The organism is Pseudomonas imperatae (genome assembly GCF_057128625.1).
In genome coordinates this window covers 68,180-94,474 of sequence record NZ_JBSKHP010000028.1, presented here as the reverse complement: position 1 = coordinate 94,474, position 26,295 = coordinate 68,180, and the positions used below count along the sequence as shown (strand labels likewise).

Here is a 26,295-nt window from a genome sequence, read left to right as displayed (position 1 = left end):
GGCAGCCCGTTGATCGACGCCTCCAGTCGGCCCGGGCGCTTTACGGGGCATACAATCAAGATCAAAAGCCAGATCAAGATCACAAGCCAGAGCAAAAGCCAGAGCAAAAGCCAAGGTCAGCCTGGCTGCTAAAGGCCTGCGGAAGAAGAAAACTCATACTGCATGGCAATCACGATCGTCCCCCCTCCCCATTCATCCGCCCTCCCCCAAACGACCATTCCTGCGCCGCCGTGGTGGTGATCACCACCATCACGTCCTCAGGGTCCAGGTCCACCGCATGCTGTAAACGCCGCACCAGCGTCTGGTAAAACGCCCGCCGCGTACCTTCGCTGCGCGGCTTGCCGGCGGTGATGGCAATCAGCACGAAAGCATCGCTGCGCGGGCCGGCCAGGTAATTGCGGTCAAACAGCAGCTCGCCCGGGGCGTGCTGGTGAATCAGCTGGAAGCGGTCGCTGGGCGGTACATCGAAGGTGTCGACCATGGCCTGATGGATACCGGTGGACAAGGCCTGCAGGTACTCCGGGGAGCGGCCCTGCAGCAGGGAAATACGCACGAACGGCATGGCTGAAATCCTTGATAGGCGGTTGACGTCCAGCAGGCTAGCAAGGGACGATACTTCCGAATATCAGATAAATCGAAAGCATCAATCCACTTTTTCAGGATTATTAACATGCGCCTGCCCGCCTTCGACCTCGACGTACTGCGCACCTTCGTCACCGGTGTCGAACTGGATAGCTTCGCCAAGGCCGCCGAGCGCCTGGGCCGCTCTACCTCGGCGGTGAGCGCGCAATTGAAGAAGCTGGAGGAGCAAGTAGGCGCGCCGGTGCTGGCGCGCTCGGGGCGCGGGCTGGTGTTGACGCCGCTGGGGGAGTTGCTGCTCAGCCACGCGCGAAGGTTGCTGGCACTCAATGACGAGATCTTCGGCCACCTGCACGGCACCCAGGCCCATGGCACGCTGCGCCTGGGCGTGCAGGAAGATTTTGGCGAGCACCTGCTCAGCGAACTGCTGCAGCGCTTCGCCAGCGTCTACCCGCGCATCGACCTGGAGGTGCGGGTAGGCCGCAGCGCCGAACTGCTGCCGCTGATTGAAAGCGCGCGCCTGGACCTGGCGCTGACCTGGGACACCGGGGCCATGACACCGTGGGCAACGCGGCTGGGCGACACACCCATGCAATGGATCGGGCGCAGCGAGCAGGCGTTCATGGACGAGCCCTTGCCGCTGGTGCTGTTCGACGCCCCGTGCGTGCTGCGCAGTGCCGCCATTCAGGCGCTGGACGCCGCCGGCATTGCCTGGCGCATAGCGCTGACCAGCCCTAGCGTGGCGGGGTTGTGGGCAGCGGTGAGTGCCGGGCTGGGGGTGACGTTGCGCACCCGCGTGGGCCTGCCGGCGCAGCTAAGGGTGATGGCCGGCATGCCCGCGGTGCCGCGGCTCGGCTATGTGCTGCATCGCGCCCGCAAGCAAGGGGGTATGGCGGTGGATGACCTGGCGCGGATGACGGCGCAGGTGATGCACAACAGGTGAAGTCAGCGCTGTTGCGCAGGGCCCGCGCAGCCTTCGGCAGCGGCTACGGGCCGGTCGCGCAGCTGTTTTTCCAGGGTGGCGATGGGCGGCGCGTAGAGGAAGCCGAACGACACGCTGTTGTGCCGGCCCTTGACCTTGTGGTGCATCAGGTGGGCCTGGTACAGGCGCTGCAGGTACGGATGCCGCGGGCTGGGGCGCACCGGCCAGTGGCGGTGGACGATGCCGTCGTGGAAGAACACGTAGACCAGCCCATACCCCGCCACCCCGGCGCCGACGCACTGCACCGTGGCGCTGCCCAGCACCAGCAGGCTCACCGCCACCAGCGCCAGCACCAGCAGGAACAGGTCGTTGTGCTCCAGCGCGCCCAGTTGTGCCTCGTGATGGGAGCGGTGCAGCCACCAGCCGGGGCCGTGCATGATGTACTTGTGCGCCAGGGTGCCGACGGCCTCCATGGCGCACAGGGTACTGAGGAAGATGAGGAAGTGGGTGATCATGGGGTGGAAGAATACCTGTGCGCCAGGTAAATGTCCCGTGGGCGGCGCCCAGGACGCAGCCTGCGGCAGCTGCTACGCATGACCTGTAGCAGCGGCCGCAGGCCGCGTCAGACGCGCCACCCTAGCCCCAGCGCCTTGTGCAACGCCGCGAAGTCCTTGAGCAGCTGCGCATCGCCGCTGATGCGGTTCTGCTCGGCGTCGAAGCGCGTGCGCTCGGCGTCCAGCCAGTCCAGGGTGCTGGCGGTGCCGGCCTTGTAGCGCTCGCGGGTGAGGCTGGCGGCGCGGCCCGAGGAGGCTTCGATATCGCGCAGCAGCACCACGTTCTGGCGCTGGTGGCCGTAGCGCGCCAGGGCGGTGTCGGCGTCCTTGAGGGCTTGCAGCACCACGCTGCGGTAATGCGCCTGGGCTTCGTCGCGGCCGGCGGTGGCGCTGTCGACGCTGGCGGCCACGCGGCCGAAGTCCAGGGCGTTCCAGGTCAGGCGCGGCAGCAGCAGCCAGGTGCCGTTGTCCTTGCGCAACAGGTGCGAGGGTTCGGCGGCGCTGAAGCCCAGGTCGCCCATCAGCGACAGTTTGGGGAACCAGTCAGCCTTCTTCTCGCCGATCTGCGCGTTGGCCGAGGCCAGCTGGCGTTCGGCCGTGCGGATGTCCGGACGCGCCTTGAGCAGGGCCGCCGGATCCGCCACCGGCACCTGCGCCGGCACCTTGGGCAGGTCCTTGGGCTGGCCCAGCTGGGCGTCGAGCTGGCCCGGCTCCTGGCCACACAACACTGCCAGTTCGTCCAGCGACTCGACGATCTGCGCCTGCAACGGCAAGCGCTGGGCCTGGGTGGTCTGCAGCTGGGTGGTCACCTGCTCCAGCTGCAACTGCGAGGCCACGCCGCGGGCGCGGCGCTGCTGGGTGAGGTCGAGCACCTGGCTTTCGAGGTCGGCGGTGGCGTCCACCAGGGCCAGGCGCGCCTGGCGGTCGCGCAGGTCGACGTAGGCCTGCACCACTTCGGCGGCCAACTGCACCTGGGCGTCGGCGAGGTCGGCCATGGACGCTTCGGCGCTGGCCGACGCCGCCTCGATGGCGCGGCGGGTGCCGCCGAACAAGTCGACCTCCCAGCTGGCGTCGAAGTCGGCCAGGTAGAACTGCACCGGCCCACGGCCGCCGCCGCTGTCGCCACCGGTCAGCGACGACAGGTCCGGCGAGCGCATGCGCAGGCTGGTGGCGTTGGCGCTGAGCTTGGGCATGGCGTCGGCCTGCTGGCTGTGCAGGCCGGCACGCGATTCACGCAAGCGCGCCTCGGCCGAGGCGATATCGGGGCTGCCCTTCAGCGCGGCGTCCACCAGCGCGTCCAGCTGCGGGTCGCCCAGGCCGCGCCACCAGTCGGCGGCGGCAGGCATCGTCGCGGCACCGGCGTCGGCGTGGGGCAGCTTGCCGGCGGCCAGGGTCTTGTCGGCCACCGTGGGTGCGCCGTGGTAATCAGGGCCCACCGTGCAGCCGGCCAGCAGGGCCAGCGCCAGGGCGCCAATCAGGGTCTTGTCGAACTTGCCGCTGTCGCTCATGGATGGCTCGCCGGTTTTTTCAGAAGAAGCGCCAAAGGCACGCAGACCACCAGGGCAATGCCCAGCAGGTAGAAGCATTCGTTGAAGGTCATCACCGTCGCCTGGGTGGCGATGTTGCTGGCCAGCTGCGCCGAGGCCTTGAGCTGCGCCAGCGCCTGGTCACCGGTCTGCGCCAGGAACGAGGCGGTCTGGCTGGCCATGTAGTCCTGGCCCTGGGTGCTGTTGGCGGTCAGCGACTCGCGGATGACGTCGTCGTGGTAGGTGTTGCGGCGGTCGATCATCACCCCCATCAGCGCCAGGCCGATGGAGCCCCCCAGGTTGCGCGACATGTTGTACAGCCCCGCCGCATCCCCTGCCTCGTGGGTGGCCACCGCCGCCATGGACGCCTGGTTCAACGGCATCATCGCCAGAATCTGCGCGAAACCGCGCAGCAACTGCGAGCCGTAGAAGTCATGGCCGACGCTGAGCGCCGTGAGGCCCACGTCCATGGCGCAACTGATGGCGAACATCACCAGGCCGATGCTCACCAGCCAGCGGCTGTCATAACGTTGCAGCAGCGCCGGCAGCACCGGCATCAACAGGAACGCCGGCAGCCCCGACAGCAGCATGATCGAGCCCGCCTGCTGGGCGTTGTAGCCGGCCACGGTGCCGAGGAACTGCGGCAGCAGGTAGGAGATACTGTAGATCGCCGCGCCCACCGTCGAAACGATGAGAATGACGCTGGCGTAGCGCGGGTTGCGCAGCAGATTCAAGCGCACGATGGGCTTACTGGCCGTGACCTGCCCCACCGCCACCAGGCAGAAGCCCAGGAACGACAGCAGGCTCAGCCACACGATCATGTGCGACTCGAACCAGTGCTCACGCTGGCCCTCCTCCAGCACCACGGTCAGGGTGCTCAGGCCCAGCGCCAGGCCGAGGATGCCGATCCAGTCAGCCTTGATGAATTGCTGCAGGTCGGCCTTTTCCGGGCGCAGGCCGCTCCACAGCAGCGCCACCAGCGCCAGGCTGATGGGCAGGTTGAGGAAGAAGCACCAGCGCCAGCTGGCGTTTTCGGTCAGCCAGCCGCCCACCACCGGCCCCATCAGCGGCCCCAGCAGCACAGTCAGGCCGAAGATCGCCATGCCCGCCGACATCTGGTGCTTGGGCAGCCGGGTGCGGATGATGGTCTGCGCCGTGGGGATCATCGCGCCGCCGGCAAAGCCCTGGCCGATGCGCCCCAGCACCATGGCCAACAGGCTGGTGGACAGGCCGCAGTACATGGAAAACAGGGTGAAGATGATGGCGTTGCCCATCAGGAAGCGGCGCAGGCCGAACACCCGGGTCAGCCAGGCTGCCAGCGGGATCATGACGATCTCGGACATCAGGTAGCCGGTGGAAATCCACGTGCCTTCGGTGCCCGAGGCGCCGATCTGGCCCTGGATCTGCGGCAGCGCCGAGTTGGTGATCGAAATGTCCAGCGTCGCCAGCAGCGCGCCCAGGGAGCCGGCGGCCACGGCCACCCAGTCACTGAGCGAGGCGTTGGCCTCGCGCGGCGCGGCGGCCGGTGCAGCCAGTGCCTCAGCCATGGGTGCGCACGTCCACGTCGACGGTCACCGACAGGCCTGGCACCAGCACCTTGCGCACGTCATCGGGCACGTCCATCTGGATGCGCACCGGCACCCGCTGGACGATCTTGGTGAAGTTGCCGGTGGCGTTCTGCGACGGCAACAGGGCGAACTGCGAACCGGTGCCCGGCGACAGGCTGTCGATGTGCCCGGCCAGGTCCTGGCCCGGCAGCGCGTCGACGTGCACGGTGACCTTCTGCCCAGGGCGCATGTCGCCGATCTGGGTTTCCTTGAAGTTGGCGGTCAGGTACAGCGCCTGCACCGGCACCACGGTCAGCAGCCGCGTGCCCGGCTGGGTGAACTGCCCGACCCGCACGCTGCGGTCGGCCACGCGCCCGGCCAGGGTGCTGACCACGGTGGTGTCGTCCAGGTCCAGCTGCGACTGGCGGGCGCTGGCCTGGGCCACCACCAGTTGCGCACGGGCCTGCTGCAGCTGCGCCTTGAGGATGCCGGTGCGCGTCTGCGCCGACTCCAGCGCCGCCTGGCGCGCGGCCTGGCTGGTGCTGGCCTGGGCCAGTTTGTTGGTCAGCTCGGCCAGGCGTTCTTCGGTCTCGGCGCCGGACTTGGCCAGCGGCGCGTAGCGGTTCACCTCGGCGCGGGCGTGCTGGGTGTCGGCGCCGGCCCCGGCCAGTTCGGCGCGGGCCTGGGCAATGCTGGCGTCCTGCTGCACCAGGTCGGCCTGGGCCTTGGCCACGTCAGCCTCGCGCGAGGCCACGGTGGCCAGCGCCTCGTCCAGGGCCGCCTGGTATTTGCGCGCGTCGAGGCGCACCAGCGGCTGGCCCACGTCGACGGTCTGGTTGTCGGCCACCAGCACCTCGGTCACGTAGCCGCCCACCTTGGGCGCCACGGTCATGCTGTCGGCGGCCAGGTAGGCGTCATCGGTGCTTTCGATGAAGCGCCCGTGCAGCCACCAGTAGCCGCCCCACGCCAGCGCAGCCAGCACAATCAGCAGCCCCAGGCCCAGCAGCACCTTGCGCGGGCCGGCGCGCTGGGGCTCCTTGGGGTCTTCGGCCACGGGGGAAAGTTGCTCTTGCGGACCGAGAGGGCGATCGACGGACATGCCAGGGGCTCCAAAATATTCCAGTCGATACAAAATGTGACGGTAGCGAATTTATGTCAAGTGATATATTTTGCACCTGACTCACTCAAGGCACTTCGACATGGCACGACATCGACCGGCTAAGGAAGGCGGCTACCAACGCGGCGAAGAGACGCGCTCGCGCATCATCGACGCCGCCCTCGGGCTGTTCGCCGAACGCGGCTTCGACGGCGCCTCCACCCGCGACATCGCCACCGCCGCCGGGGTCAACGCCCCGGCGCTGCAGTACTACTTCGACAACAAGGAAGGCGTGTACGTGGCCTGCGTGGACCACATCCTCACGCACATCTGGGAACAGCTGAGCGGCGTGGTGCTGCACGCCGAGGCGCTGCTGGAAGACGCCGACGCCAGCGATGAGGCGTTGATCGACGCCTACCTGGAGGTGCTGGGCGGCTTCGTCAGCTTCATCCACGACACCCCGCAAAGCAGCGACTGGCGCCGTTTCATGGCGCGCGAGCAGGCCGGCCTTGGCCCGCCGGCGGCGTTCGAGATGATGAACCAGGGCTTCAACCAGCGCCTCAGCGCGGTGACCCGCGGCATCCTCGGCCGCCTGACCGGGCGCAGCGCCGACGACGAGGTGACGATCATTCGGGCGATGGCCTTCAACAGCCAGGGCATGGCCTTCCGCGTGCTGCGCCGGCCAGTGCTGCGGGCGCTGAACTGGGACACCATCGACCGGGCGCGCATGGAAACCGTGCGCGACACACTGCTCTCGCAGAACCGCCTGACCCTGGAAGCGCTAGTGCGCGAGCGCGACGCTAGCCGATGACCACCTGGTTGCGGCCCTGGGCCTTGGCCTGGTACAGCGCCTGGTCGGCGACAGTGAAGCTGTCCCGGGGCACGCTGGCCGGGGTGGCGAAGGCGGCGCCGATGCTGACCGTGACGTGGCCGAAACTTGAGCGCCGGTGTTCGATGCCCAGCTGCTGGATGCCCTTGCGCAGGGCCTCCAGCGCCTCCCGCAACGCGTTCGGCTGGGCGCTGCTGGCCAGCAAGCCGAATTCCTCACCGCCCAGGCGCCCGGCGATCATATGGTGCGCGTCAGCCACCGCCTGGATCACCGTCGCCACCTGGCGCAGGCAATCGTCGCCGGCCGGGTGGCCGTAGGTGTCGTTGTACTGCTTGAAGTAATCGATATCCACCATCACCGCGGCCAGGGGCTGGCCCGCCGGGGCTTCCTGCCATTTGCGCTGGATGCTCTCGAGCATGAAGCGGCGGTTGAACAGCTGGGTCAGCGGGTCGATGGCGGTGGCCGTGCGCAGGGTCAGGTCGTTCTCGATCATCGCGCGCAGGTGGCGGAACACCTCGCGGCGCGGCTCGTCCAGCTCGCCCGGCTGCGGGTCCATGGCACACAGCGCACCCACCAGCTCGCCGCCGGGGGCGCGCAGGGGAATGGCGGCGTAAAAGCGCACGAAAGGCGCCGCGCTCACCAGCTGGCACTCGGCATAGCGGGCATCCGCGCGCGCGTCCTCGACCACGAACACATCCTGCTGGCGCACCACGTGGTCGGCCAGCGAGCGCCCGCGCGGAATACTGTCCAGCACCACGCCGGCCTCGGCGCGGTAATGCTGGTGCTCGGCGTCCAGCAAGATCACCGCGCTGTAGGCAGTGCCCAGCACCGTCTTCAAAATCGCCACGGCGTGGCGGAAGCATTCGCGCATCACCTGGTCGTCGTGCAGCAGCCATTCGATGATCCCGTGCTCGGGCTCGGGCGGCGCGCTGGCGGCTGTGTGCACACGGCTGGCGGGGCGATCCAGGGAGGAGATGAGACTCACGACATGCCTCTGAACGGATGGGGATGTGATCGTATCGACATGCGTTCGACAAGCTTGAGTCCGGTGGTCGGGTATGGCGATGACGATACCGTCGAATCAACCACCCTGATCGCCTCTCCAAAAGGCAGACACATCGTGAAAATATAACGCGAAACAGCATATGCTGCGAAACGTTATAGTGCTACCGTATTCAATCAGGCACGGACCGATGATCAAGACTTTCAGGGACAAGCAAACCGAAGCGGTCGCCAGCGGATTGGTCGCCAGAAGATTGCCCCGGGACATTCAGCGCGTTGCCTTGCGCAAACTTCGCCAGCTGGAAGCCGCCAAGGCACTGGACGATTTGCGTGTACCACCGGGTAATAAGCTGGAGCCGCTGCATGATGATCGGGCGGGTCAACACAGCATCCGAATCAACGCTCAATGGCGCGTCTGTTTCCGCTGGATCGACGGCGATGCTTACGACGTGCAAATCGTGGACTACCACTGAGGACATAACATGACAATCCGCCCAGACCTGCTGGCCGAAACCTCTGGCGAGCAATTGCCCAACATTCACCCTGGTGAAATCCTGATGGAGGAATTCATCACGCCTCTGGGCCTTACCAAAAATGCAGTAGCTACCGCCATCGGCGTACCCGCCACTCGCATTGGCGAAATCGTTCGCGGCACCCGTGCCATCAGCGCCGACACTGATCTTCGGCTTTCACGGTTCTTTGGCACCTCGGAAGGCTACTGGCTGGCGCTGCAGTGCACCCATGACCTGGAGGCTGCCAAACGTGCGGGGCACTATGAAAACATTCCTCGCTATGCTGCGTAGGAGCGCACCTGATCGAATTCATTGCGACCCTGACGCAGCCTGCGGCAGCTGCTACGCCGACTTGTAGCAGCGGCCGCAGGCCGCGTCACGGCGTCAGCTCTCCCCTTCCACATCCTCAAGGCTGAACGTTTCGGTGTGGTCGTCGTAGGAGAAGATCTCCGCGTACCGCCCCCAGCTGATCACGCTTTCCAGGGTCTGCTCGACGAAGGCTTCGGTCAACGAATCTTCCAGCTCCTGCTCGAAACGCACGCGCGGGGCGTGGTGGCCGCGGCGTTCCTGCAGGATCAGGCGGATGCGCGCCGCCAGCGGCACGTTGCGCACCAGGTGCTCGGCGAACAGGGTCTTGCGCTCCTGGGTGCCGAAGTCGGCGAACAGCTTGCCCGGCTCGGTCAGGGTGATGTCCGCGCCCTTGAGCTCGACGAAGCCCAGGTGCTCGAGCATTTCCGCCACCGGGAACAGGTCGTCCACCTCCAGCAGCAAACGCTCGGCCACCATGGGCATGCCGGCGTGGCCGTGGTACGGCTCGGCCGCCAGGGCTTCCATCAAACCGGCCATGAGGTTGGTGGACACGTCGGGCAACGGGCTGCCGACTTTCAGCTCGGCCCTGCCCTTGCTGGCGTCGGCGCTGCGGCGGTCGGTCATCAGCGCGTAGATGTCGTCGATCATGTTGCGGAAGGTGGGGTCCAGGCGGTTGCGCGGGTGCGCGAACGGCACGCGGATCTGCGCCACCACGCGCCCGGGGTTGGACGACAGCACCAGGATGCGGTCGCACATCAGCACCGCCTCCTCGATGTTGTGGGTGACGATCAGGATCGACTTGATCGGCAGCTGCTTGTCGCTCCACAAGTCCAGCAGGTCGGTGCGCAGGGTCTCTGCGGTGAGCACGTCCAGCGCCGAGAACGGCTCGTCCATCAGCAGCAGCGTGGGGTTCACCACCAGCCCCCGGGCGAAGCCCACGCGCTGGCGCATGCCGCCGGACAGCTCGCGCGGGTAGGCGTTCTCGAAACCGTCCAGGCCGATCAGGTCGATGGCCGCCAGGGCCCGCTGGCGGGCTTCCTTGCGCGGCACCTTGAGCGCATGCAGGCCGGCTTCCACGTTCTCAAGCACCGTCAGCCAGGGGAACAGCGCAAAGGTCTGGAACACCATGGCCACGCCCTCGGCCGGGCCGGTCAGCGGCTCGCCGCGGTACAGCACCTCGCCCGCGCTGGGCTCGATCAGGCCGGCGATGATGCGCAGCAGGGTCGACTTGCCCGAGCCGGAACGCCCCAGCAAGCCAACGATTTCACCCTCGCGCAGGGTCAGGTCGACGTCGCTGAGCACCTGCAGGGTCTCCTTGCCCTTGCCGAAGCCGCGGCTGACGTTGCTCAGCGAGAAAATCTGCGCGGTGTTGCCCGGGTGTTGGTTCAAGGTATTCATCCACGGTTCCCCATTCAATTCATGCGCAGCTTGTTTTCAGCCATGGCGTACATCGGGCGCCACACCACCCGGTTGAACAGCACCACGAACAGCGACATCACCACCACCCCCAGGGTGATCTTGGGGAAGTCGCCGTCTGCCGTGGTTTGCGCGATATAGGCGCCCAGCCCGTGGGCCACGACCTTGTCCTGGCCCCAGGCGACGAATTCGGAAACGATGCTGGCGTTCCAGGCACCGCCCGACGCAGTGATCGCACCCGTCACGTAATAGGGGAAAATCCCCGGCAGCATCACCGTGCGCCACCACTGCCAGCCGCGGATGCGGAAGTTCGCCGCCGCCTCGCGGAAATCGTTGGGGAAGGCACTGGCGCCGGCGATGACGTTGAACAGGATGTACCACTGGGTGCCCAGCACGATCAGCGGGCTCAGCCACACGTCCGGGTTCAGCTGGTAGCGCAAAATGACGATGACGAACACCGGGAACAGCAGGTTGGCCGGGAACGCCGCGAGGAACTGCGCCAGCGGCTGGACCTTCTCCGCCCACTTGGGCCGCAGGCCGATCATCACCCCCAGCGGCACCCAGATCAGCGACGCCACGACGATCAGCAACAGCACCCGCAGCAGGGTGATCAGGCCCAGGCCCACCACGTGCAGGCATTCATCCAGGCCCACTTCACTGCCCACGTACTCGACGATGTGCCACAGCGCATACAAGGTCAGCGCACCGATGGCCAGGTTCCACACCCAGTCCACCAGCCGCGACGCCGCCGGGTTGACGCTGGCCCGGCGTTGACGGCGTGGCAGGCTGAAGCGGCGGTTGCCCAGGCGGCCGATGGTGCGGGTGACGGGCCGCAGCATGCGCTGTACCAGGCGCGTGCGCTGGATCAGGTTGAGCACCCAGGACTCCGGCGCGCCGGCCTGGGAGGCGGTGTTTTCCATGCGGAACTTGTCGGCCCAGGCCACCAGCGGGCGGAACAGGAACTGGTCGTACAGCAGGATCACCACCACCATGGCCAAAATCACGTAGCCCACGGCCTTGAGGTCCTGCTGCAGGATGGCGGTGGCCAGGTACGCGCCCACGCCCGGCAGGGTGATGGTCTTGTCGCCCACGGTGATCGCCTCGGACGCCACCACGAAGAACCAGCCGCCGGACATGCTCATCATCATGTTCCACACCAGGCCCGGGATGGCGAACGGCACGTCCAGCTTCCAGAAGCGCTGCCAGGCCGACAGCTGCATGTTGCTGGCCACCTCGGCCAGGTCGTTGGGCACCATGCGCAGCGACTGGTAGAAGCTGAACGTCATGTTCCACGCCTGGCTGGTGAAGATGGCGAAGATGGCCGCGCACTCGGCGCCCAGCACCCGGCCGGGGAACAGCAGCAGGAAGAAGGTCACGGTGAACGAGATATAGCCCAGCACCGGCACCGACTGGAGAATGTCCAGCACCGGCACCAGCAGCTTCTCCGCACGCCGGCTCTTTGCCGCCAGGGTGCCATAAATCAAGGTGAACACCAGCGACGCGGCCATGGCCGCGAGCATGCGCAAGGTGGTGCGCACGGCGTACTCGGGCAGGTCGGCCGGGTCCAGGGAAATCACCTGGGTCTGCAGGGTGGAGATCGGTGCCCAGGTCTGGTGGGCGCCAATGGAGAAGAACAGCAGGAAGCCCACCACCAGTGGCAGGGCCATGAGGTCCCAGCGGTTGGGCAGCAACCGTAGCGTCGACGCCGGAATGTAGTGACGCAGTACCTTGTTCATAGGGCAAGTTCCGGCATTAACCTGCGCGCACGCCGCACGGCCACGCGGACCGTTACAGCACAGCACAAGATCAGGGGTTGGTAAAATAATGTCGGCGCGGCGCCGGGTGGGCGCCGTCGCCGCGGAGTATAGGTAGGTGATTGTTACAATGGCGTAAAATAAGCGTCACGTTTGCCGTTCGTTCAGGTTCGGCGCTACCCCTGCCCTGCCAGGCTCGCCGCCAGCACCTCGACAATGCGCGCGGCGCTGTGGCCATCACCGTAGGGCGACACGCCACGGGCCATGGCGGCGTAGGCCTGGTGGTCGTCCAGCAACAGCTGCACCTGCTCCACCAGGTGCTGGGTGTCGGTGCCCACCAGTTTCACCACGCCACAGGCCACCGCCTCCGGCCGCTCGGTGTCCTCGCGCAGCACCAGCACCGGCCGGCCCAGCGCCGGCGCCTCCTCCTGCACGCCGCCCGAGTCACTGATGATCAGGTAGGCGCGCTGCATGGCGGCCACGAACGAGGCGTAGTCGAGCGGGTCGCACAGCACAATGTTCGGGCAGTCGGCGAGCATGCCATAGGCCACTTCGCGCACGTTGGGGTTGGGGTGCACCGGGTACAGGAACTGCAGGTCGGCATTGCGCTCGGCCAGCAGTTTGAGCGCCGTGCAGATCGCCACGATGGGCGCACCGAAGTTTTCCCGGCGGTGGGCCGTCACCAAAATCATCCGCGCCCCCGGCGCCAGCTTGACGTCGAGGGTTGGTTGGCGAGCGCTGACGGCCAGCAAGGCGTCGATCACAGTGTTGCCGGTCAGGGTGATGGCCGCCCGGTCCACCCCCTCGGCCACAAGGTTGGCCACTGCCCCGTCGGTGGGCGCGAAGTGCCAGCGCGCCAGGCGGCTGGCCATCAGCCGGTTGGCCTCCTCGGGAAACGGGCTGTCGAGGTCGAAGGTGCGCAGCCCAGCCTCGATGTGGCCGAACGCAATGCGCTGGTAGAAGCTGGCCATGGCGGCGCTCAACACCGTGGTGGTGTCACCCTGGGCCAGCACCACGTCGGGGGCTTCGTCGCGCAACACCCGGTCCAGCTCCAGCAGCAGCCGGGCGTTGAGGCTGGCCAGGGTCTGGTTGGGCTGCATGATGTCCAGGTCGATATCGGGCTGGATGTCGAACAACGCCAGCACCTGGTCCAGTAGCCCGCGGTGCTGGGCGGTGGCCACCACGCGGCAGTCGAACCGTGGATGTTGCTTCAATTGATTGATCACCGGCGCCATCTTGATGGCCTCCGGGCGCGTGCCGATCACGCAGACTACCTTGTGCCGAATCCTGTCCACTGTCATATCCCTATGCCATCTGCACCGCGCAGGATGCCAGAGCGGGCAAGGGCGTCAATTGCCCCGCCGCAGCCAGGGCCGGCCGCCAATGGGTTGCCACCCTGCAACGTCCTGCACAACCCTTTGAATTTTATGCAAAATATTTCAAAAAAAGCTTCTTCGGCGAATATGTCGTCATTTGGCTAAACTTAGTAGCAAAATGGATACATTCAAGTATTTATTCTATTGTTGATCCAACGCACTTGCGCAGCCTCGCGGCTCGGCTAACATGGCGGCCATGTGTGCGGGACGCATGCTCCAAAGGGTCGGCTTCAATGATTGAAGAGTTGCAGGCAGGGATGTTCAGCAGCCCATGGCGGCACCGCGAATTGCTGGTGGCGATGATCAGGCGCCAGGTCAGCGGCCGCTATCGCGGCTCCATCGCCGGCACCTTGTGGTCGCTGCTCCACCCCATCTTCCTGTTGTCTATCTACACGCTGGTGTTCAGCGCCCTGTTCAAGGCGCGCTGGCAGGGCAGCGACTCCAACGCCAGCTTCGCCCTGATCGTGTTCGCCGGCTTCCTGGTGTTCAACCTGTTTGCCGAGTGCGTCAACGCCGCCCCCGGGCTGGTGGTGGGCAACGCCAACTACGTGAAGAAAGTGCTGTTCCCGCTGGAGATCCTGCCGTGGGTCAGCCTCGGCGCGGCGCTGTTCCATACCGTCGCGGGCCTTGCGGTGTGGCTGCTGTTCCACCTGTGCGTGGCCGGTTGGCCACCGCTGACGGTGCTGGCCCTGCCGGTGCTGTTGCTGCCGCTGGTGCTGTTTACCCAAGGCCTGTGCTGGGCCCTCAGCTCGCTGGGGGTGTTCCTGCGCGACATTGGCCAACTGACCGGGGTGCTGACCACCGCGCTGATGTTCGTCTCGGCGATCTTCTACCCGCCTTCTGCCCTGCCCGGCAGCTGGCAGCACTGGCTGTTCCTCAACCCCATGGCGCTGTTCATCGACCAGGCACGGGCCGTGCTGATCCAGGGCCAGCTGCCCAGCCTGCAAAGCTGGTGCATTGAACTGCTGGCGTGCACGGCCGTGGCCTGGCTGGGCTTCCTGTGGTTCCAGAAAACCCGCAAGGCGTTTGCCGATGTCCTCTGAACTGCTGATCGACGCCCAGGCACTGAGCAAGTGCTACCAGATCTACGACCGCCCCAGCCATCGCCTGCTGCAATTGCTGCTGCGCAACCGCAAGCGCTTCTACCGCGAGTTCCATGCGCTGCACCAGGTGTCGCTGCAGATTCGTCGCGGCGAGACGGTGGGCATCATTGGCCGCAACGGCAGCGGCAAGTCGACCCTGCTGCAGCTGCTGTGCGGCACCCTCACGGCCACCAGCGGCAGCGTGCACCGCCAGGGCCGGGTGGCGGCGCTGCTGGAGCTGGGCTCGGGCTTCAACCCCGAGTTCACCGGCCGCGAGAACGTCTACATGAACGCTGCGGTGCTGGGCCTCAGCCGTGCGCAGATCGACGCGCGCTACGAGGAAATCTGCGCCTTCGCCAATATTGGCGAGTTTATCCACCAGCCCACCAAGACCTACTCCAGCGGCATGCTGGTGCGCCTGGCCTTCGCCGTGTCGGTGTGCGTGGAGCCCGACATCCTGATCATCGACGAGGCCTTGTCGGTGGGCGACGCCTCCTTCCAGTTCAAATGCCTCAACCGCCTGGAAAGCCTGACCGCCAGCGGCGCCACCCTGCTGTTCGTGTCCCACGACATGAGCATGGTCAAGCGCTTCTGCCAGCGCGTGTATTACCTGCGCGACGGCCAGTTGCTGGCCAGCGGGCCGGCGGAGGAAATGGCCGAGCTGTACCTGCTGGACATGCGCGACGAGCAACGGCGCTGGGCCAGCGGTGGGGGCACGCCGGTCACGCGCAAGGCCTTTCTCGACACCCGCGACGGCATGGCCTTCGGCACCGACGAGGGCCACATCAGCGCGGCCTGTTTCACCGTGACCGGGCAGTTGTTCTGCAGTTACCGCCACGGCGACGAGATCGAGCTCCAGGTGCAGGCGCGGCTGCGCGCCAGCGTGGCACGGCCCAACCTCAGCGTGACCATCCAGGAAGCGCGCCTGCTGGTGATCGGCGGCGCCAATTTCGCCCTGCGCCCTGGCCCCGAGGAAGACGGCTGGTACCCGGCCAGCCTGACCGTGCGCTTCCCGGCGCGCCTGGGGCCGGGGCGCTACCACATCACCCTGAAATTGATGAACGGCTTCACCGAAGACAGCTCGCAACTGATCGAAAAACAGGTCGGCCTGCTGGCCTTCGACGTGCTGCCCAACGACAAGCATTTTCTCGGCGTGGTCGACCTGGGGCTGCAAGGCCACGACGGCGCGAGCACCGGCAGTAAGCGCCTGGACGAGGTAACCCCCCTGTGACTGAAGCGACCCGCCACATCGCCATCGTCGGCACCTTCGACGTGCAGAATTACGGCGACCTGCTGTTCCCGCTGCTGGCCGAGGCCGAGCTGCGCCGGCGCCTGGGGCCGATCCAGCTGCACCGCCTGTCCTACCACGCACGTGAGGCGCAAACCTGGCCCTTTGCCGTGACCTCGCTCAGCGACCTGCCGGCGCTGGCCAGCTCGCTGGACGGGCTGCTGATTGGTGGCGGCTTCCTGATTCGCTTCGACAAGCTGGTGGCCCCCGACTACCTGCCGCCCCACCCCGGCATCCACCACCCCACCGGCTACTGGCTGACCCCGGCGTTGATTGCGCTGCAACAGGGTATCCCGGTGGTGTGGAACGCCCCGGGCATGCACTGCAACCCCATCCCGGACTGGGCCGCACCGCTGCTGCGCGTGGCCTTGGCGCACAGCGCCTGCGTGCGGGTACGTGATGCGCTGTCGCGCGATGCACTGCAGGCCGTATGCCCCGACGCCGCCATCGAGGTGCTGCCCGACACCGCGTTCGCCCTGCCCCGGGCGCTGGACATCGAGCAGCCCAGCGCCGCCTTCCGCCAGCTATGCGCCGAGGTGGGCCTGGGCCCGCGCTACATCGTCATCCACGCACTGACGCTGGCCGAGCCCTACGTTCGCCTGCTGGAAAGCGACCCCCAGGGCTTCGCCCACCTGCAGGTCGTGCTGATTCCCATCGGCCCGGTGCTGGACGATGACTCGGCCCTGCTGGCCGCGCGGCTGCCCCAGGCCATTCGCCTGCCGTACTGGCCCGAACCGCTGCTGCTGGCCGAGATACTGGGCAACGCCCAGGCGCTGATCGGCTACAGCTACCACCTGGCGATCACCGGCCTGGCCTTTGGCGTGCCGGTGTTCTGCCTGGCCGACCTTGCCGGCGGCAAGTACACCGCCCTGGCCCCCTACTCGGGCCTGCATGCGCTGGCGCCCGGGCAGGCAGCGACGACGGCCTGGTTCCTGGCGCGCTGTGGCAAAACCCGCCCCAGCGCCCAGGCCCAGGCGGCCATGCAGGCGCTGGACCGCTACTGGGACCACGTCGCGCACCTGCTGCGCCAGGGCCGCAGCCGCCCGGCACCGGCCCTTGGCGCGCTGTGGCAGGACCTGCCCAACCTACTCGAAGACCCGAGCCAGGCCACCGTGGCCAGCTTGCGAGCACAGCTGGCCCACAGTGAAGCCAGGGTCCGCCACCTGCAGGGGTCCAGGTCGTTGCGCCTGACCGCGCCCCTGCGCGCCATTGCCCGTGCACTCAGACACCTACGGAAAAATCGGGGGACCCATGCTCAATATTGACCGCATCCGCACTGCCGAACTCAACGCCCAGCCCTACGCCTGGGCGCAGATCGACCGCCTGTTTGCCGTGCACGACGCCGAGGGCCTGGCCCTGACCTTCCCGCGCGACCACTTCAAGACCGTGAAAGGTTACGGCGGTGAGAAAGACTACGAATACGAGGCCCGGGCGCTCAAGCCCATGGGCAGCGACGCCATCGCCCACGCCGAGCACTTGAGCGAGGCCTGGCGGGCGCTGGCCCGCGACCTGGGCTCACCCGCCTACCGCGCGGCGCTGTCGCACCTGACCGACCGCGACCTGAGCAACGCGCCCATGGAGGTCAACGTCTTCCACTATGGGCCCGGCGCCAGCCTGGGCGCCCACCCCGACCTGGGCGACAAAGTGGTCACCCACATTCTCTACTTCAACGCCACCTGGGAACGTGCCGACGGCGGCTGCCTGAACATTCTGCACAGCAAGGACATCAACGCGGTAAGCGCGGTCATCGAGCCACGGGTGGGCAACTCGGCGGTGCTGGTGCGCTCCGATGACTCCTGGCATGCCGTGTCGCCCGTGGTGGAGGGCTGCAGCCATTCCCGGCGCAGCATGACCGTGACCTTCTACCGGCCCGGCTCGCTGAGCTCCATGTGGCCGGAAAACGACCCAAGCCCCCTGCACGAGTACCATCATGGCTGAGCAACACCCGCCTGTTTCCCTGGAAATCCTCGAGGCCGAACTCGCGTTGGCGCGCAGCGAGCGCGATGCCGCCCGCGCCCAGGTCGAGGACCTGCTGGGCAGCCACACCTGGCGCCTGGGCGAACCGCTGCGCAGGGTGTCTCGACGGGTGCGCCATGGTGTCTGGCGGTACCCTGAGCTACCCGTACGCAACCCGTTGACGGCCGCTGCCAGCCAACGCCTCGCCAACCACCCCGGGCGCGCGGCCCAACCGACCCTGCTGTGCTTCGCCAACATCCGCTGGGAGGCGCGCTACCAACGCCCCCAGCAGTTGATGGCGCAATTTGCCGACAACGGCTGGCGGGTGTTCTACATCGTGCCCTCAACCGAAGACCTGCGGGGCCAGCCCTACGAACTCGAACACCCGCGCACCAACGTGACGCAGGTGCGCCTGGACTGCCCCGTGCCCCACGACTACTACACCCAACTGCCGGACGCGGCGCTGTGTGGCCACTTCCACGACACCCTGCAAGCGCTGTACGCCGACCAGCAGATCAGCCACGCCTGGGCGGTGGTGCACCTGGCCTACTGGACGCCCCTGGTGCTGGGCCTCGGTTGGCCGGTGGCCTATGACTGCATGGACGACTGGGATGGCTTCCCCAATATCGGCCCGCAACTGCTGGCCGCCGAGCAACAACTGGTCACGGCTGCCGAGCTGACCAGCGTCTCGGCACGCCTGCTGCTGGAAAAGTGGCAGGGCCGCGCCCAGGCCTGCACCGTGGTGCGCAACGGCGTGGACTTCGGCTTCTTCCAGCAGCACTGCCAGCCCAACACCCTGCTGCCGGCCTTCCCCGGCCCGGTGATCGGCTATTACGGCGCGCTCGCGGCCTGGTTCGACTTCGGCCTGCTGGCCGAGGTAGCGCGCCAGCGCCCCGACTGGACCTTCGTGCTGGTGGGCGATGTGTTCGTCGATGACCTGGGCGGCCTCGACCAACTGCCCAACGTCAGGCTGGAAGGCCCCCGGCCCTACGCGCAGATGCCGCTGTACCTGCACCACTTCGACGTGTGCCTGATTCCCTTCCGGCTCTACAACGTGACCCACGCGGTGGACCCGGTGAAGCTGTACGAATACCTCAGCGCCGGCAAGCCGGTGGTCAGTGTGCCGCTGGAGGAGATTCGCCATTATGGCGAGCACGTCTATTTCGCCAGCGACGCCCCGGCCTTCGTCGAACAGATCGCCCGCGCCCTGGAAGAACCCGCCAGCCATCGCGCCGCCCGGGTGGCCCTGGCGCGGGACAACACCTGGCAGCAGCGCCGCCTGGCGTGCGAACAGGCCATGCAGGTGCAGGCGCCGAAGGTGTCGATCATCATCGTCACCCACGGCAACCTGGCCCTGACCGCCCAGTGCCTGGACAGCGTGGCGCGCAACAGCCACTGGCCGGCGTTGCAGGTGATCGTGGTCGACAATGGCTCCCAGGATGCCACCCCCACCTACCTGGCGGCCCTGCGCGAGCGCATGCCGGGCCTGGAGGTGATCCTCAACCCTGACAATCGTGGCTTCGCCGCTGCCAACAACCAGGGCTTGCGCCGAGCCGACGGCCAGGTCCTGTTGTTGCTCAACAACGACACCGTGGTGCCGCGCGGCTGGCTCAAGCCGCTGCTGCGGCGCCTGCAGGACCCCACCGTGGGCCTGGTGGGGCCGGTCACCAACAACGTCGGCAATGAAGCCAGGGTCGCGGTGGACTACACCGACATCGCCCAGCTACAAGGTTTCGCCGACCGCCACCAGGCCGCCCAGGCCAACGCCAGTTTCGACATTCCCATGCTGGCGATGTTCTGCGTGGCCATGCGCCGCGAGGTGTTCGAGCAGGTAGGCGAACTGGACGAGCAGTTCGGCATCGGCCTGTTCGAGGACGACGACTACAGCCGCCGCGTGCAGGCCGCCGGGTTGCGCACGGTGTGCGTGGAGAACGCCTACATCCACCATTACGGCCAGGCCACCTTCAAGCAGCTGATCGCCACCGGCGAATACCAGGCCTTGTGGGACCGCAACCAGGCCTACTTCGAAAGCAAATGGGGCGCCTGGCAGGCGCACCGGCCGCGTGGCGCCGAGCCCGCCGGCCCGTCGGCGGCCGAGCCCCTGCTACCGCCCCCGCCGCCCCGGCAACTGTTGCGCCAGCTCTATTACCGCTTGCCACTCTCGCCCAGCGCCCGCTATCGCCTCGGCACCCTCTACCGGCGCCTGGTAAAGCCCGCGTTGCGCCCGGTGCGCCAGGTGCTGGAAGCCCGCACGCCGCCGGCCGACCTGCCCGCGCTGGCCCCGGCCGTGGCGGGCAGCCCCGACTACTTCGTGTGGGGCGTGATCGACTGGCACTTCCGCCACCAGCGCCCCCAGCAGCTGGCCAAGGTGCTGGCCAGCCAGGGCCACCGGGTATTCTACGTGTCCAGCGAGCTGCTGGACCGCGACGAGCCCGGCTTCCAGGCCGAGGCCCTGGACACCCACGGCCGCCTCATGCAGATCAAGCTCTTTGCCCGCCGCGCGCCGAACATCTACCGCGACGCCGCCAGCGCGGCGCACCTGCGGCAACTGCACCAGGGCCTGGGGCAGTTGCTGCAATGGGCCGACGGCCAGGCCTGCGTATCGCTGGTCAACCACCCCTTCTGGACCGGGGTGGCCCAGGCCCTGCCCGACCATTGCCTGGTCTATGACTGCATGGACAACCACGAAGGCTTCGGCAACGACAACGCCCACCTGCTGGCCATGGAAAAAGCGCTGCTGGCCAGCGCCGACCTGACGCTGTTCACCTCGACCTGGCTGGAGCAGGCCTGGGCCGGCCAGGCCCGGCAAACGTGCGTGGTGCGCAACGCCGCCGACTATGATTACTTCGCCCAGGTACCCGCCCAGCGCTACCAGGACCCCGGCCAGCGGCGCATCATCGGCTACTACGGTGCCATCGCCGAGTGGTTCGACCTGGCGGTGGTGGCGGCCATCGCCGAGCATTTCCACGACTGCTGCATCCTGCTGGTGGGCGCCGACACCGTGAACGCCGCGGCGCACCTGCGCGGCCACGCCAACGTGGTGTTCACCGGCGAGGTGCCGTACGCGCAGTTGCCCTATTACCTGCATGCCTTCGACGTGTGCCTGCTGCCGTTCCAGGTCATCCCGCTGACGCTGGCCACCAACCCGGTAAAAGTCTACGAATACCTGAGCGCCGGCAAGCCGGTGGTGGCCACCGACCTGCCCGAGCTGCAGCAGTTTGCCGGCCACGTCAGCACTGCACGGCAAATTCCCGAGTATCTGGCGGCCATCCACGCCGTGCTGGGCACCCCCGACCTGCCCCAGGCCCAGGCCGCGCGCCAGGCTTTTGCCCGCCAGCAGACCTGGGGCCATCGCGCCCAGACGCTGGTGCAGGCAGTGCAGGCTGCCACCCACCAGCCCAGCCTCAGCGTGATCGTGGTGACCTACAACAACCTGGCGCTCACCCGCCAGTGCCTGGCCAGCCTGGAAGGCGACGACGCGGTGCTGGAGGTGATAGTGGTGGACAACGCCTCCAGCGACGGCACACCGGCCTACCTCAGCCAATGGGCCGGCCAGGGCCAGGGCCGGCACATCGTGCTCAACGCCGACAACCGCGGCTTCTCTGCCGCCAACAACCAGGGCCTGGCCCTGGCCCGGGGCGCCTACCTGATGCTGCTCAACAATGACACCCAGGTGATGCCCGGCGCCCTGCGCACGCTGCAACAGCACCTGCGCCGCGACCCGGGCATCGGCCTGATCGGGCCGGTGACCGACAACATCGGCAACGAGGCCAGAGTCACCCTGCCCATGGCCCCCGGCGATGACCTGCGGCAAGCGGCGGCGCGCTACACCCGTGGCCACTGTGGGCAGCACTTTGACCTGCGCACCCTGGCCTTCTTCGCCGTGATGATGCCGCGCAGCACCTACGACACCCTCGGCCCGTTGGACGAAATCTTCGGCCTGGGGTTTTTCGAGGACGATGACTACTGCCGCCGGGTGGAACAGGCCGGGCTCAGGTGCGTGTGCGCCGAAGACGCCTTCATCCACCACCACCTGTCCGCCTCGTTCGACGCCATGCAGGCGCCCGCGCGCCAGGCGCTGTTCGAGCGCAACCGCAAACACTACGAAACCAAGTGGGGCCCATGGCAACCGCACACCTACCGCCCCTGAAACCAGAGCAACCGCACCCTGCGGGGCTGCACGAGCGCATGGTCTACCTGGCGCCCATCGCCTGGCAGAGCGTCACCCAGCGGCCCCACGAGATGGTCGCCTGCTTCCACCGGCAAACCGGCGGGCAGGTGCTGTGGGTAGACCCCTACCCCACCCGCCTGCCCAACCTGGACGACGTGCTCGGCCCGTCCCAAGCCGCCCTGCCACACGTGCCCGTGCCGCCCTGGCTAAAGGTGATCAAGCCGCTGGCGTTGCCCATCGAACCCCTGCCACTGTCCGCGTGGCTGAACCGCTGGCTGTGGCGAGGCACAGTGCGCGCCGTGCAGGCCTTCGCCCGCCAGCCTGCCTTGCTGGTAGTGGGCAAGCCCTCGCATCTGGCCCTGCAACTGATGGCCTGCCCGCTGCTGAGCGACAACTGCTACGACGCCATGGATGACGTGTCGCTGTTCTACAAAGGCTGGTCACGATGGGCCATGGCCCGCCGCGAGCAGCAGACGGTGCTGGCGGCGCGCAGGGTCTGGTGCTCGTCCAGCGCCCTGATGCAGCGCGTCCAGCAGTTGGGGGCAACGCCACAGTGGGTGGCCAATGCCTGTGCTGCGGAGCGCCTGCTGGCACCTTCCAGGTCAGCGCGGGCCGCGGGCACCGCACCGCTCATCGGTTACGTGGGGGCTATCGCCAAGTGGTTCGACTGGTCGTTGGTCATTGCCTTGGCCCAGGCGCGCCCCGACGCCTGCGTGCGCCTGATAGGCCCGGTGTTTGGGCAGGTGCCGGCACATTTGCCCGCCAACATTCACCTGCGCCCGCAGTGCAGCCACACCGACGCCATGCGCGCCATGCGCGACTTCGACGTGGGGCTGATCCCGTTCAAGATCGACACGCTGACCGAGTCGGTCGACCCGATCAAATATTACGAATACCGGGCCTTGGGCATTCCGGTCATCAGTTCGGCGTTTGGTGAAATGCGCCAGCACGCCAAGGCCGATGGCGTGTTTCTGGCCGACCCTGGCCAGCCATTGGGGCCGACGCTTGCGCGCGCCCTGGGCTACCGCGAGCCGCTGGCCAGCGTGCAGCGCTTTCGCGCCGCCAACGCCTGGTCGACGCGCTTTGCCCAGGCGCGGTTGTTCGTGCGGGCGCCCGCTACGGCTGACGCTTGCGCGCCTCGGCCTGCGTCGCTCGATACTGTTTGAGCTCGCCCAGGCGCAAGTCCTCGGGCAGTTCGCCAGCACGCCGCTTGCTGTGGCCCACGCGCTGGGCGTTGTAGATGCCGGTGTGCCCCGACACCAGGTAGCTGGCGATGCACGCCACCGCTGCCAGCGGTCCGATGTCGGCGCCGAACAGCTCCATGGCCATGATGATGGTCGCCAGCGGGGTGTTGGCGGCGCCGGCGAACACGGCGACGAAACCGATGCCCGCCAGCATCGCGAACGGCAGGTGCAGCAGCGGTGCCAGGGCGTTGCCCAGGGTGGCGCCGATGTAGAACAGTGGCGTCACTTCGCCGCCCTTGAAACCCGAGCCCAGGGACGCCACGGTGAACACCAGCTTGCCGGCCCAGTCCCACGGCGCCACGGGCACCTGGAAGGCCTGGACAATGCCGGGAATGCCCAGCCCGATGTAGTCGTAGGCGCCCAGCGCCCACACCGCCAGGGCAATGACGATGCCGCCCACGAACGGCCGCAGTGGCGGGTAGCCGATCAGGCGTTTCACCAGCGCGCCCAGGCGGTGGGTGGCGCTGGCGAACAGCAGCCCGGCGAGGCCGAATATCACCCCGGCGATCAGCACTGCCACCAGGCTCCAGGCACCCACCGGGACGATCTCACCGATGGCGTAGTGCACGTGGTGCACGCCCCACAGCAGGCCCACCTGGTCGGCGACGATGGCCGCCACCATGCACGGGAACAAGGCGTCGTAGCGCATGCGCCCGATGGCCAGCACCTCCAGGCCGAACACCGCGCCGGCCAGCGGCGTGCCGAACACCGAGGCAAAGCCTGCAGCAATACCGGCCATGAGGATGATGCGCCGGTCTTCGCGGCGCAGGCGCAGCAGGTGCGTGAGCTGGTCGGCCAGCGCCCCGCCCATCTGCACCGCCGTGCCCTCGCGGCCCACCGAGGCGCCGAACAGGTGCGACACCAGGGTGCCGCCCAGCACCAGCGGCACCATGCGCAGCGGCACAACGTTTTTCGGGTCGTGGATTTCGTCGATCAGCAGGTTGTTGCCCGCCTCCACCGACTTGCCCAGCCGGTAGTAGATCCAGCCCACCACGAAGCCAGCCACGGGCAGCAGCGCGATCAGCCAGCGGTGGCTTTCGCGGGTGCCGGTGACGTAGTCCAGGGCAAACAGGAAAAACGCCGAGGCACTGCCGGCCAGCACGGCCACCAGGCTTGCCAGCAGCAGCCATTTACCCAGGTAGGGCAGCAGTTGCAGTTGTTCGAAACGCTTGAATCTTGACATGAAGGGGTCAGCCACAAGGAAAAGAAGGTGCCTGACCAGGAGGGATTTGTTGCGCGTACGCCTACAGCCCCTGTGATCAGGTGTCTGTAGGCATCATCAGCTGCGGCCAGCGCGGCGGTTCAAGGAGGAATGCCATCTCCGGGGTGGCATCATAGCCAAAGACTCCAGCCGCACACAACAGCGGCCCCACCGCTCCCTACGGAATATTCACCCCCGTAGCAGCGGCCGCAGGCCGCGTCCCAGGTACCGCACAGGGCCCAGGACGCGGCCTGCGGCCGCTGCTACGGTGTTATAGGGCGGCGATGGGGACGGTTTCCCACACCGCGCGGCGCGCGGCGCCGAGGTAATCGCTGGCCACGCTTACCGGAGTGTCGAAGCGCAGGTAGGCCAGCGCCTGCGGCTCATGCCGTGGCCAGGTGGGCAGCGCCGCGGTCTGTGGGCTGCCGGTGTGGGCGAAGGCGATGAAGCTGTCGCGCATCTGCTCGGACAGCCTCTGCTCCGCCGCGGTGAAACTGCCACGCCCCTTGCCCGGCTGGCCCAGGCCAAAGGTGTAGGGAATGTCGCTGCCATGGCACGGTCCGTAGGGCCCGGCATTGGCGTAGTCGAAACGATACGCCCACACCGGCGCACCCGCGGCGGCCAGGCGGTCGGCCAGGCGCAGGGCCGGCACGCCGACGAAGATGTCGCTGAACAGCTCGCGCTGCCAGTCGCCCCCGGCGCCCGTGCTCTGCTGGTAGGTCTGCTCAACCTGCGCCCAGGTGGCCTCGCCGACCTTGGCGCGCACCCGCGCCGGCAACCCCTCCAGCAGGTTCACCGCCTTGCCGGCGACGAACAGCCCGCTTTCGTCGCGGCAGTGGCCAATCAGCGTCGGCACCGCGTGGAGCGCCTCCAGCGGGTGCACGGGCAGCAGGCTGCCGTCCACCGCCGGGTGGTAGGCCTCGCCGCCCAACAGCGGCGTATTCGACTGCTCCGCCACCTTGATGAACAGGTTGTTCAGCTCGGCCACCGGCATCTGCTGCAACTGCGCGGCATCCACGCCGCCCGCCTGCAGCACCTGGTGCAGCACCTGCGCGGCCTCGTCGGCCTGGAACAACGGCCGCGCGCCGCCGCTCTGGATAATCGCGCGAGCGAACAGGCCCTTGGCCGCCGGCACGCCCAGCAGGCAGCCGATGGACATGGCCCCGGCCGACTCGCCCATCACCGTCACGTTGTGTGGGTCGCCGCCGAAGGCGCTGATGTTGTCGCGCACCCAGCGCAGCGCGGCGACCTGGTCCTGCAGGCCAAGGTTGGCGGCGCCCGGCTCCGCATGCACACCCAGGTAGCCAAAGCCGCCCATGCGGTAGTTCACCGTGACGAAAATCAGGTCACCCCGGCGGGCATAGTCGCTGCCATCGAAGCGCGGGTCGCCACCACTGCCCAGCACGAACGCGCCGCCATGCAGCCACACCAGCACCGGGCGCACGTGCACTGCCGGGCTGGCGGGCGCCCAGACGTTGAGGTACAGGCAGTCCTCCTCGCCCTTGGGCTTGTCCTGCAACACCGGCGGATAGGGTTGCTGCACCGCCCAAGGGCCATAGGCCTCGGCCCTCAGGGGTGCGTACCAGGCCTGCAGCGGCTGCGGTGCCTTGAAGCGCAACTTGCCCACCGGTGGCCGGGCGAAGGGCACGCCCTTCCAGGTGCGGGTGCCGTCGGCCTGCTGCTGGCCTTGCAGCACGCCCTGGGCGACGGTCACCTGAGTAGGCGAAGCCAGGTCGGCGAGGGCGAACGGCGGCAACAGGGCGGCGGTGGAAACGCTGAGGCAGTGCTGGAGAAAACGGCGACGGGATGATTCGAGTGGCATCAAGACCTTCCTTGGAGCATCAGCTCCTTGCTTGTTGTTATGCGCCGGCGAGCGGCCTTGGAAGAATAGATAGTGAGCTAATGACCCGACAGAAAATAAATTGCCAACG

General features: G+C 67.4%; 21 protein-coding genes and 1 riboswitch. Of the genes, 10 read left to right on the top strand and 11 right to left on the bottom strand.

Annotated features, from left to right (window positions below; translation table 11 throughout):
* Positions 1–169 precede the first annotated feature (169 nt).
* Positions 170–562: a tautomerase family protein gene (locus tag ACWKWX_RS27120; protein ID WP_483829404.1), complete on the bottom strand. Its 393-nt coding sequence runs from the start codon at positions 560–562 to the stop codon at positions 170–172.
* A gap of 108 nt (positions 563–670) precedes the next feature.
* Here ACWKWX_RS27120 and ACWKWX_RS27115 point away from each other — a divergent pair, with 108 nt between their 5' ends.
* Positions 671–1,522, top strand: a complete 852-nt coding sequence (locus ACWKWX_RS27115; protein WP_483829403.1) for a LysR substrate-binding domain-containing protein — start codon at positions 671–673, stop codon at positions 1,520–1,522.
* 2 nt (positions 1,523–1,524) lie between these two features.
* On the opposite strand, the gene ACWKWX_RS27110 is transcribed toward ACWKWX_RS27115, so the two are convergent.
* The 4 genes from ACWKWX_RS27110 to ACWKWX_RS27095 form a co-directional block, all read right to left on the bottom strand.
* The gene (locus tag ACWKWX_RS27110; RefSeq protein WP_483829402.1) at positions 1,525–2,016 is read right to left on the bottom strand and encodes a sterol desaturase family protein; all 492 of its coding nucleotides are present in this window, start codon (positions 2,014–2,016) and stop codon (positions 1,525–1,527) included.
* 107 nt (positions 2,017–2,123) lie between these two features.
* Positions 2,124–3,563 (bottom strand): efflux transporter outer membrane subunit, encoded by a 1,440-nt coding sequence (locus ACWKWX_RS27105; RefSeq protein ID WP_483829401.1) that lies wholly within the window; start codon positions 3,561–3,563, stop codon positions 2,124–2,126.
* A complete protein-coding gene (locus ACWKWX_RS27100; protein ID WP_416424918.1) occupies positions 3,560–5,128 on the bottom strand; it encodes an MDR family MFS transporter in 1,569 nt (522 codons plus the stop codon). The genes ACWKWX_RS27105 and ACWKWX_RS27100 overlap by 4 nt, the downstream gene beginning before the upstream one ends.
* Positions 5,121–6,227 carry an HlyD family secretion protein gene (locus ACWKWX_RS27095; RefSeq protein ID WP_483829400.1) on the bottom strand — a complete coding sequence of 369 codons (1,107 nt, stop codon included), beginning with the start codon at positions 6,225–6,227 and terminating at the stop codon, positions 5,121–5,123. Before ACWKWX_RS27095 ends, ACWKWX_RS27100 begins: the two co-directional genes overlap by 8 nt.
* A gap of 100 nt (positions 6,228–6,327) precedes the next feature.
* On the opposite strand from ACWKWX_RS27095, the gene ACWKWX_RS27090 reads away from it, so the two are divergent.
* Positions 6,328–7,035, top strand: coding sequence for a CerR family C-terminal domain-containing protein (locus ACWKWX_RS27090; protein WP_416424920.1), 708 nt, complete (start codon positions 6,328–6,330; stop codon positions 7,033–7,035).
* Here ACWKWX_RS27090 and ACWKWX_RS27085 read toward each other — a convergent pair.
* Complete coding sequence (locus ACWKWX_RS27085) at positions 7,025–8,038, bottom strand: sensor domain-containing diguanylate cyclase (protein ID WP_483829399.1); 1,014 nt, start codon at positions 8,036–8,038, stop codon at positions 7,025–7,027. The genes ACWKWX_RS27090 and ACWKWX_RS27085 overlap by 11 nt on opposite strands.
* 208 nt (positions 8,039–8,246) lie before the next feature.
* Between ACWKWX_RS27085 and ACWKWX_RS27080 the strand changes: the two genes are divergently transcribed.
* A complete protein-coding gene (locus ACWKWX_RS27080; protein ID WP_416424922.1) occupies positions 8,247–8,528 on the top strand; it encodes a type II toxin-antitoxin system RelE/ParE family toxin in 282 nt (93 codons plus the stop codon).
* 9 nt (positions 8,529–8,537) lie between these two features.
* Entirely contained in the window at positions 8,538–8,858 is a 321-nt protein-coding gene (locus ACWKWX_RS27075) for a HigA family addiction module antitoxin (RefSeq protein ID WP_473002787.1), read from the top strand.
* Positions 8,859–8,951: 93 nt separating this feature from the next.
* Here ACWKWX_RS27075 and ACWKWX_RS27070 read toward each other — a convergent pair whose 3' ends face one another.
* The 3 genes from ACWKWX_RS27070 to wecB form a co-directional block, all read right to left on the bottom strand.
* Entirely contained in the window at positions 8,952–10,274 is a 1,323-nt protein-coding gene (locus ACWKWX_RS27070; RefSeq protein WP_416424924.1) for an ABC transporter ATP-binding protein, read from the bottom strand.
* Positions 10,275–10,288: 14 nt separating this feature from the next.
* Entirely contained in the window at positions 10,289–12,028 is a 1,740-nt protein-coding gene (locus ACWKWX_RS27065; RefSeq protein WP_473002789.1) for an ABC transporter permease, read from the bottom strand.
* 194 nt (positions 12,029–12,222) lie between these two features.
* On the bottom strand, positions 12,223–13,332 hold the full coding sequence (wecB, locus tag ACWKWX_RS27060) for a non-hydrolyzing UDP-N-acetylglucosamine 2-epimerase (RefSeq protein ID WP_473006877.1): 1,110 nt from the start codon (positions 13,330–13,332) through the stop codon (positions 12,223–12,225).
* A gap of 323 nt (positions 13,333–13,655) precedes the next feature.
* Here wecB and ACWKWX_RS27055 point away from each other — a divergent pair, with 323 nt between their 5' ends.
* From ACWKWX_RS27055 to ACWKWX_RS27030, 6 genes are read left to right on the top strand one after another with little or no spacing between them, the layout of a single operon-like run.
* Positions 13,656–14,465 carry an ABC transporter permease gene (locus ACWKWX_RS27055; RefSeq protein WP_473002790.1) on the top strand — a complete coding sequence of 270 codons (810 nt, stop codon included), beginning with the start codon at positions 13,656–13,658 and terminating at the stop codon, positions 14,463–14,465.
* Positions 14,455–15,735 (top strand): ABC transporter ATP-binding protein, encoded by a 1,281-nt coding sequence (locus ACWKWX_RS27050; RefSeq protein WP_483829398.1) that lies wholly within the window; start codon positions 14,455–14,457, stop codon positions 15,733–15,735. The genes ACWKWX_RS27055 and ACWKWX_RS27050 overlap by 11 nt, the downstream gene beginning before the upstream one ends.
* Positions 15,732–17,057 carry a polysaccharide pyruvyl transferase family protein gene (locus tag ACWKWX_RS27045; RefSeq protein ID WP_483829397.1) on the top strand — a complete coding sequence of 442 codons (1,326 nt, stop codon included), beginning with the start codon at positions 15,732–15,734 and terminating at the stop codon, positions 17,055–17,057. Before ACWKWX_RS27050 ends, ACWKWX_RS27045 begins: the two co-directional genes overlap by 4 nt.
* Positions 17,044–17,730 (top strand): 2OG-Fe(II) oxygenase, encoded by a 687-nt coding sequence (locus tag ACWKWX_RS27040; protein WP_483829396.1) that lies wholly within the window; start codon positions 17,044–17,046, stop codon positions 17,728–17,730. Before ACWKWX_RS27045 ends, ACWKWX_RS27040 begins: the two co-directional genes overlap by 14 nt.
* Positions 17,723–21,898 carry a glycosyltransferase gene (locus ACWKWX_RS27035; RefSeq protein WP_483829395.1) on the top strand — a complete coding sequence of 1,392 codons (4,176 nt, stop codon included), beginning with the start codon at positions 17,723–17,725 and terminating at the stop codon, positions 21,896–21,898. The genes ACWKWX_RS27040 and ACWKWX_RS27035 overlap by 8 nt, the downstream gene beginning before the upstream one ends.
* On the top strand, positions 21,871–23,085 hold the full coding sequence (locus tag ACWKWX_RS27030) for a glycosyltransferase family protein (RefSeq protein WP_483829394.1): 1,215 nt from the start codon (positions 21,871–21,873) through the stop codon (positions 23,083–23,085). Before ACWKWX_RS27035 ends, ACWKWX_RS27030 begins: the two co-directional genes overlap by 28 nt.
* Here the strand turns inward: ACWKWX_RS27030 and ACWKWX_RS27025 are convergent.
* Positions 23,036–24,346: a voltage-gated chloride channel family protein gene (locus ACWKWX_RS27025; protein ID WP_483829393.1), complete on the bottom strand. Its 1,311-nt coding sequence runs from the start codon at positions 24,344–24,346 to the stop codon at positions 23,036–23,038. The genes ACWKWX_RS27030 and ACWKWX_RS27025 overlap by 50 nt on opposite strands.
* An 80-nt stretch (positions 24,347–24,426) precedes the next feature.
* Positions 24,427–24,495: riboswitch (Fluoride riboswitch) on the bottom strand.
* A gap of 140 nt (positions 24,496–24,635) precedes the next feature.
* Positions 24,636–26,186, bottom strand: a complete 1,551-nt coding sequence (locus ACWKWX_RS27020) for a carboxylesterase/lipase family protein (protein ID WP_483829392.1) — start codon at positions 26,184–26,186, stop codon at positions 24,636–24,638.
* Between the last annotated feature and the right edge of the window lie 109 nt (positions 26,187–26,295).